The 5125-nt window shown below is 56.3% G+C and carries 5 protein-coding genes; 3 read left to right on the forward strand and 2 right to left on the reverse strand.

Annotated elements, in window-relative coordinates; translation table 11 throughout:
• Positions 1-252: hypothetical protein (locus RMSM_RS19215; RefSeq protein WP_040768187.1), on the forward strand; the 252-nt coding region annotated here is incomplete at its 5' end.
• A gap of 10 nt (positions 253-262) precedes the next feature.
• Here RMSM_RS19215 and folD read toward each other — a convergent pair.
• Positions 263-1162, reverse strand: a complete 900-nt coding sequence (gene folD / locus RMSM_RS19220; protein WP_040768188.1) for a bifunctional methylenetetrahydrofolate dehydrogenase/methenyltetrahydrofolate cyclohydrolase FolD — start codon at positions 1160-1162, stop codon at positions 263-265.
• 184 nt (positions 1163-1346) lie between these two features.
• Between folD and RMSM_RS19225 the strand changes: the two genes are divergently transcribed.
• Positions 1347-3065, forward strand: a complete 1719-nt coding sequence (locus RMSM_RS19225; protein WP_008699856.1) for an NADPH-dependent assimilatory sulfite reductase hemoprotein subunit — start codon at positions 1347-1349, stop codon at positions 3063-3065.
• A gap of 247 nt (positions 3066-3312) precedes the next feature.
• Here RMSM_RS19225 and RMSM_RS19230 read toward each other — a convergent pair whose 3' ends face one another.
• Complete coding sequence (locus tag RMSM_RS19230; protein ID WP_008699858.1) at positions 3313-3510, reverse strand: putative motility protein; 198 nt, start codon at positions 3508-3510, stop codon at positions 3313-3315.
• 590 nt (positions 3511-4100) lie between these two features.
• Between RMSM_RS19230 and RMSM_RS19235 the strand changes: the two genes are divergently transcribed.
• Positions 4101-4946: a serine/threonine protein kinase gene (locus RMSM_RS19235; RefSeq protein WP_081614238.1), complete on the forward strand. Its 846-nt coding sequence runs from the start codon at positions 4101-4103 to the stop codon at positions 4944-4946.
• Positions 4947-5125: the final 179 nt, after the last annotated feature.

A 5125-nucleotide genomic window follows, 5' to 3' on the forward strand; every position in this document is an offset into this window, starting at 1 on the left:
GGGGTCCTGCATTCGATGCTGACCTACCGAAACGGCACGTTACAATTGTGGCTCGATGCTCACAAAGAGGCTGAACGCAGCACGATCGAATCGAACATTCGCCAGGAATTGGCGAACGACGTGTCATGGCAGATCCCAGCGGAACTCCGTTCCTTTTCGCCACCACTGAACCCGAAACGCGGCGAGTTGACGGCCAAAGGGACAATTTGCCGCAGCCGCATCTTGGAAAATCGGTTCGCGACGCGTTCCTAAGCGATCAATGTTACGCGTTTTGCAATCGGGTCGCCAAAACGGTGTTGTGTAGCAACATCGCGATCGTCAACGGTCCGACGCCACCGGGAACGGGCGTGATTGCCGAGGCGACTTCTGCGGCTTCGGCGAACGCAACATCACCGACCAACTTGTCATCGACGCGGTTAATACCAACGTCGATCACGACGGCCCCTGGTTTGACCATGTTGCCCTTGATCATTTCAGGAACGCCCACCGCGGCGATCAAACAGTCAGCCGACTGGCAAACTTCGGCTAGATTTGCGGTCCGGCTGTGAGCGATCGTGACGGTGGCATTGGCGACTTCGCGGCCGCAGCTTCCGTCGCGTTGTGCCAACATCATTGCCATCGGTTTACCGACGATATCGCTACGGCCGACCACGACGACATGCTTTCCGGCCACGGAAATGTTGCAGCGATGCAGTAATTGCACGATTCCGTGCGGTGTGCAGGGCAGAAAACGGGGCCGTCCCTGCATCAAAAGCCCCACGTTCACCGGTGAAAATGCGTCAACGTCTTTCAAGGGGTCAACCGCATCCAAGACAGCTCGCTCGTCGAACCCGGCACCGCCGTTGCCTGCGGCGGGAAGTGGCAATTGAACCAAAATGCCGTTAACCGTGTCATCACGGTTCAACTGATCGACGAGATCCAACAATTGAGTTTGGCTGGTATCGGCCGGCAAACGGTGCGTCCGCCCCTCGATCCCCGCTTTTTCGCAGGCCCGTTGTTTATTGCGAACATACACCTGGCTGGCGGGGTCCTCGCCCACCAGCACGGCGGCAAGACAGGGAACGACATCGCGACCGAGATCCTGCTTGAGTTTCTCGACATCCTGGGCGACTTCGGAACGGATTTCAGCGGCAATTCGCTTGCCATCGAGTATTTCAGCCATTGAGTTTTTCACCTGGGACAAAGTGTCGGTTGGATCGCCATAGTGGGATTTCGATCTCGTCGTTATAGTATTCGTAAACCGCACAGGTTTGCGGAACCCCACTAGACGCAACGAAGAGGCCGACGTGCCGACGAATTGGGTCAACTATTTTACGCAAATGAAATCTCACAGGATTTGAGTCTCGATGTCTACCGACACTCCCAAATTAAGCGCAAACGAAGCAATCAAAGAGGAAAGCGATTTCCTGAAGGGTACGATCGACGTCGAGTTGACCGAGGACACGGACCAATTCAATAAAGACAACCAACAGCTGCTGAAATTTCACGGCACCTACCAACAAGACGACCGCGATGTCCGCATGGCGGCAAAGAAGACCGGCGGTGGTAAAGAGTTTTCGATGATGGTTCGCTGCCGAATTCCCGGCGGCCGCATCACGTCGGATCAAATGCTAGCTCAGTTGGATCTTTGTGACGAACTTGGTAATTCGACGCTGAAGATCACCACGCGGCAAACGCTTCAGCTGCACGGTGTGGTCAAAGGCAACCTTCGCGAAGCGATTCACCGCATCAACGAGATCCAACTCTCGACGCTGGCGGCATGTGGCGATGTCAACCGTAACGTCGTTTGTTGTCCCGCCAAACGCGACAACGCGGTTTATCGCGAACTGCACACCCTGACCGATGCATTGGTCGTGGCGCTCGCGCCGCAAACTCCCGCTTATCACGAGTTGTGGGTCACCGATCCGGACAGTGGTGAATCGACGCTCGAAGGGGGCGGCAGCGGCGAAGTCGTCGAACCGCTTTACGGCCCAACATACTTGCCGCGTAAATTCAAAATCGGCATCGCGTTGCCTGATGACAATTGCATCGACATCTACACTCAGGACCTCGGCTTCCTAGCGGTCGTTCGTGACGACAAGGTTATCGGGTACAACGTGTTGGTTGGCGGCGGCATGGGAACCACCCCTTCAGCCAAAAAGACTTTCCCGGCACTCGCCAAACGAATGGCATTTTGCACCCCGGAACAGGCCGTTGACGTTGCCGTTGCGGTAGTGAAGGTGCAGCGTGACTTTGGTAATCGCGAAGACCGAAAAGTCGCGCGGATGAAATACTTGATCGCCGATTGGGGTATCGAAAAATTCCGCGGGAAAGTCGAAGAGTATTTCGGCGAACCACTGAAGGACTGCACCGAAGACGACGTCTACGAAGTCGATGACCACATGGGTTGGCAAGAACAAGGCGACGGCAAATGGTCGTACGGCTTGAACATCGAAAACGGCCGCTTGTACGACAACGAAAACCATCAGCTTAAAGCGACGATCCGCGCGGTATGTGATGAGTTCAAAACCGAACTCCGCATGACCACCAATCAGAGCATCATCTTTACCGATATCGAAGAAGGTGACAAAGACAAGCTGATTGCGTTGATCCAAAAGCACAACGCGCCGCTGACCGAAGACATCAGCATGGTGCGTCGCTGGTCGATCGCTTGCGTGGCACTGCCGACATGTGGATTGGCGATCACCGAAAGCGAACGACGTCTGCCCAGCATCATCGATTCAATCGAACAGCCACTGGCAAAGCTCGGGCTTGATAAAGAACGGTTCACGCTACGAATGACCGGTTGCCCCAACGGATGTGCTCGGCCGTACAACGCCGATTTGGCACTGGTCGGCAAGGCCAAAGACAAATACACCTTGTTTGTCGGCGGTGGCTGGGTCGGTGACCGTTTGGGCTATATCTACAAGGACCTAGTGAAGGACGCTGAGGTCTCTGATGAGTTGATCGGAATTTTCGCGGCCTACAAAGCGAATCGTCTCGAGGGCGAATCACTCGGTACGTTCTGCACCCGTGTGGGCCGTGATGATTTGGAAGTACTAGCCGCCGCGGCTCCTCGTCCCTAATCCGGCACTCGCGTCCTGGCAACGCCGATCCTGCGTGCCCAAGCGGCACGCGGCTGCAAAGGTCGATGTTCGTACGTTTCGTAGCGATCGCGGCGCGAGCCGTCCGGTGGCAGAAAAAACCCCGGTGCAGAGAATAGAGCGTTCGATTTCAACCGGGCGGGCCCCGCGCCGCACCGCTACAAACGCCCCCCGTTTAGCGACATCGTAGATGGCAGTCGCCGTGCGTGACGAGCGTTTAAAGAATCCTTTAGACGCGGACGTCAATGTGCCCGTTGGCGATTTGGGTTTGCACCTGCTTGGCTTGCTCGAGCAACGCGTTGATCGCATCGCCGCTCTGCTCCTGGGCGTCCAAGCCTTTGGCGATTACGGCCATCTGCACTTGCTGTTGCGTCGCATCGTTGCGAGCGTTTAGTACGCTCGCAACGGCAGGATGAATCGATGACATGGGCGAACCTGGGTCGTGTTCAGAGAATTGCCGGGAGCGATGATGCCTTATCACCTCTAACCGAAACTTACGCCGCTTATCGATCTAAATTCGGTTCGTTCGAGGTGAGACTCGAGGATTCTTAGTCCGATTTCGCCGCTCCAGCCCACTCGGTCCGGCTGTAACGATTGGGCAAGCAAAAAGTGGAATGGAACCTCAAGAATTCAAGTTCCCATCACGACGGAACTTGATCTATCGCCGTCAGCGCCCAGCGGCATCTTCAAGCCCACCGGACTCGCACCCCCACACTCACCAGACTCGTTGCCTCGTTCATTTCTAAAAGCGTGGGACATCTAGCTTCATTCAACTGCGGCGGGGGCCGGCCGGGATGACGCCCCTGTTGAAATTCCAGTGTCGTAACCCGCAGCGGTCGTTCCGATTAGGCAGTTTCGGATGTTTCTAGGGTTCCGGCTTTAGCGGTTCGACCTAGCTGGGGTGACTGGTCGATGCAGTGACGGTGGAACGCGCCGAAGCGTTGGCGAGATTTGCCGACGAGCGTGCGTTGCCTCGCTTCTTCTTCTTTGTCCAACACGCTGGTGGGGAAACTTACGATGCCCAAAGTTTCAACAGAAAACTCAAAAACCGCAGCCCCCCGCCCCGCCGACTCGCGTGGATCGATCTTAGGAATTTGGCGTCTCGGAAAAGTCATCCATCAAGGGGAAACCGCCGAATTGGCTTATGCTCAACCGGCCGATGCCACCGGCAGCCCCCGCTGGGATTATGTCGTGCGACGCGGGATTGGCGAAAACGCGATCGAATCGCTGCGGCAAATCCAGCAGTTCACGGCATGCGCCCAGGAGGTATTCCACCCCAATTTGATTGCCGTGTTGGACGCGTCCGAATCGGGCACGGCACCATTTTTGGTGATGCCGCGTTTGGATGCGTTGACGATGCACGAGCATTTGAACCAACAACCGCGCAAACCGCTGCCGGTGGGACTGTGGTTGGTACGTCAAGTCGCACAAGCGCTCGAAGCGATGCACGCCAGCGGTTGGGTCCACGGCGACGTAAAACCGATGAACGTGATGGTGGGTGCGACAGGACACGTCACGCTGATTGATTTGGGTTTTGCCGAGCGAGTGCACTGTTCACCGAAACGACTCTTTCGTGGCACCCCCGAGTACGCGGCTCCAGAAACGATGACCGACAAGATGGTGTCGCTACCCGCGTCGGACATCTTTTCACTCGGGCGTATTCTTTGGCAATGGCTCACCCGGGTCGAAGCTGCCAGCGACTTGTTGCTTTCACCGGTCGCAGAGCTAGTCGAAACGATGATTTCGCCGCGTCCGAGCGATCGTCCCACCGCCGCTCACGTGACACGACAACTATTGCGTCTTGAAATCGAAAGCCTTGGGTGCCACATCGAACCCGACAAACGCCGCCGCCGTGCCGCGTAAAGGTCAGAAACGATTTGCCAAGGGGCGTGCCTTGCTTCGCAACAAGTCAATCCACTTTGGGACAGCCCGCGTCCAAAGAACTATTGCAATCGCACGCACCTGTAGACGAATTAAAAAGTCCACGCTCCGCAAACGACGGCCACTTCGTTCAACGGATCCAGATTGAGATCAAGAACGGC

It is taken from the genome of Rhodopirellula maiorica SM1 (assembly GCF_000346295.1).
Lineage (GTDB): Bacteria > Planctomycetota > Planctomycetia > Pirellulales > Pirellulaceae > Novipirellula > Novipirellula maiorica.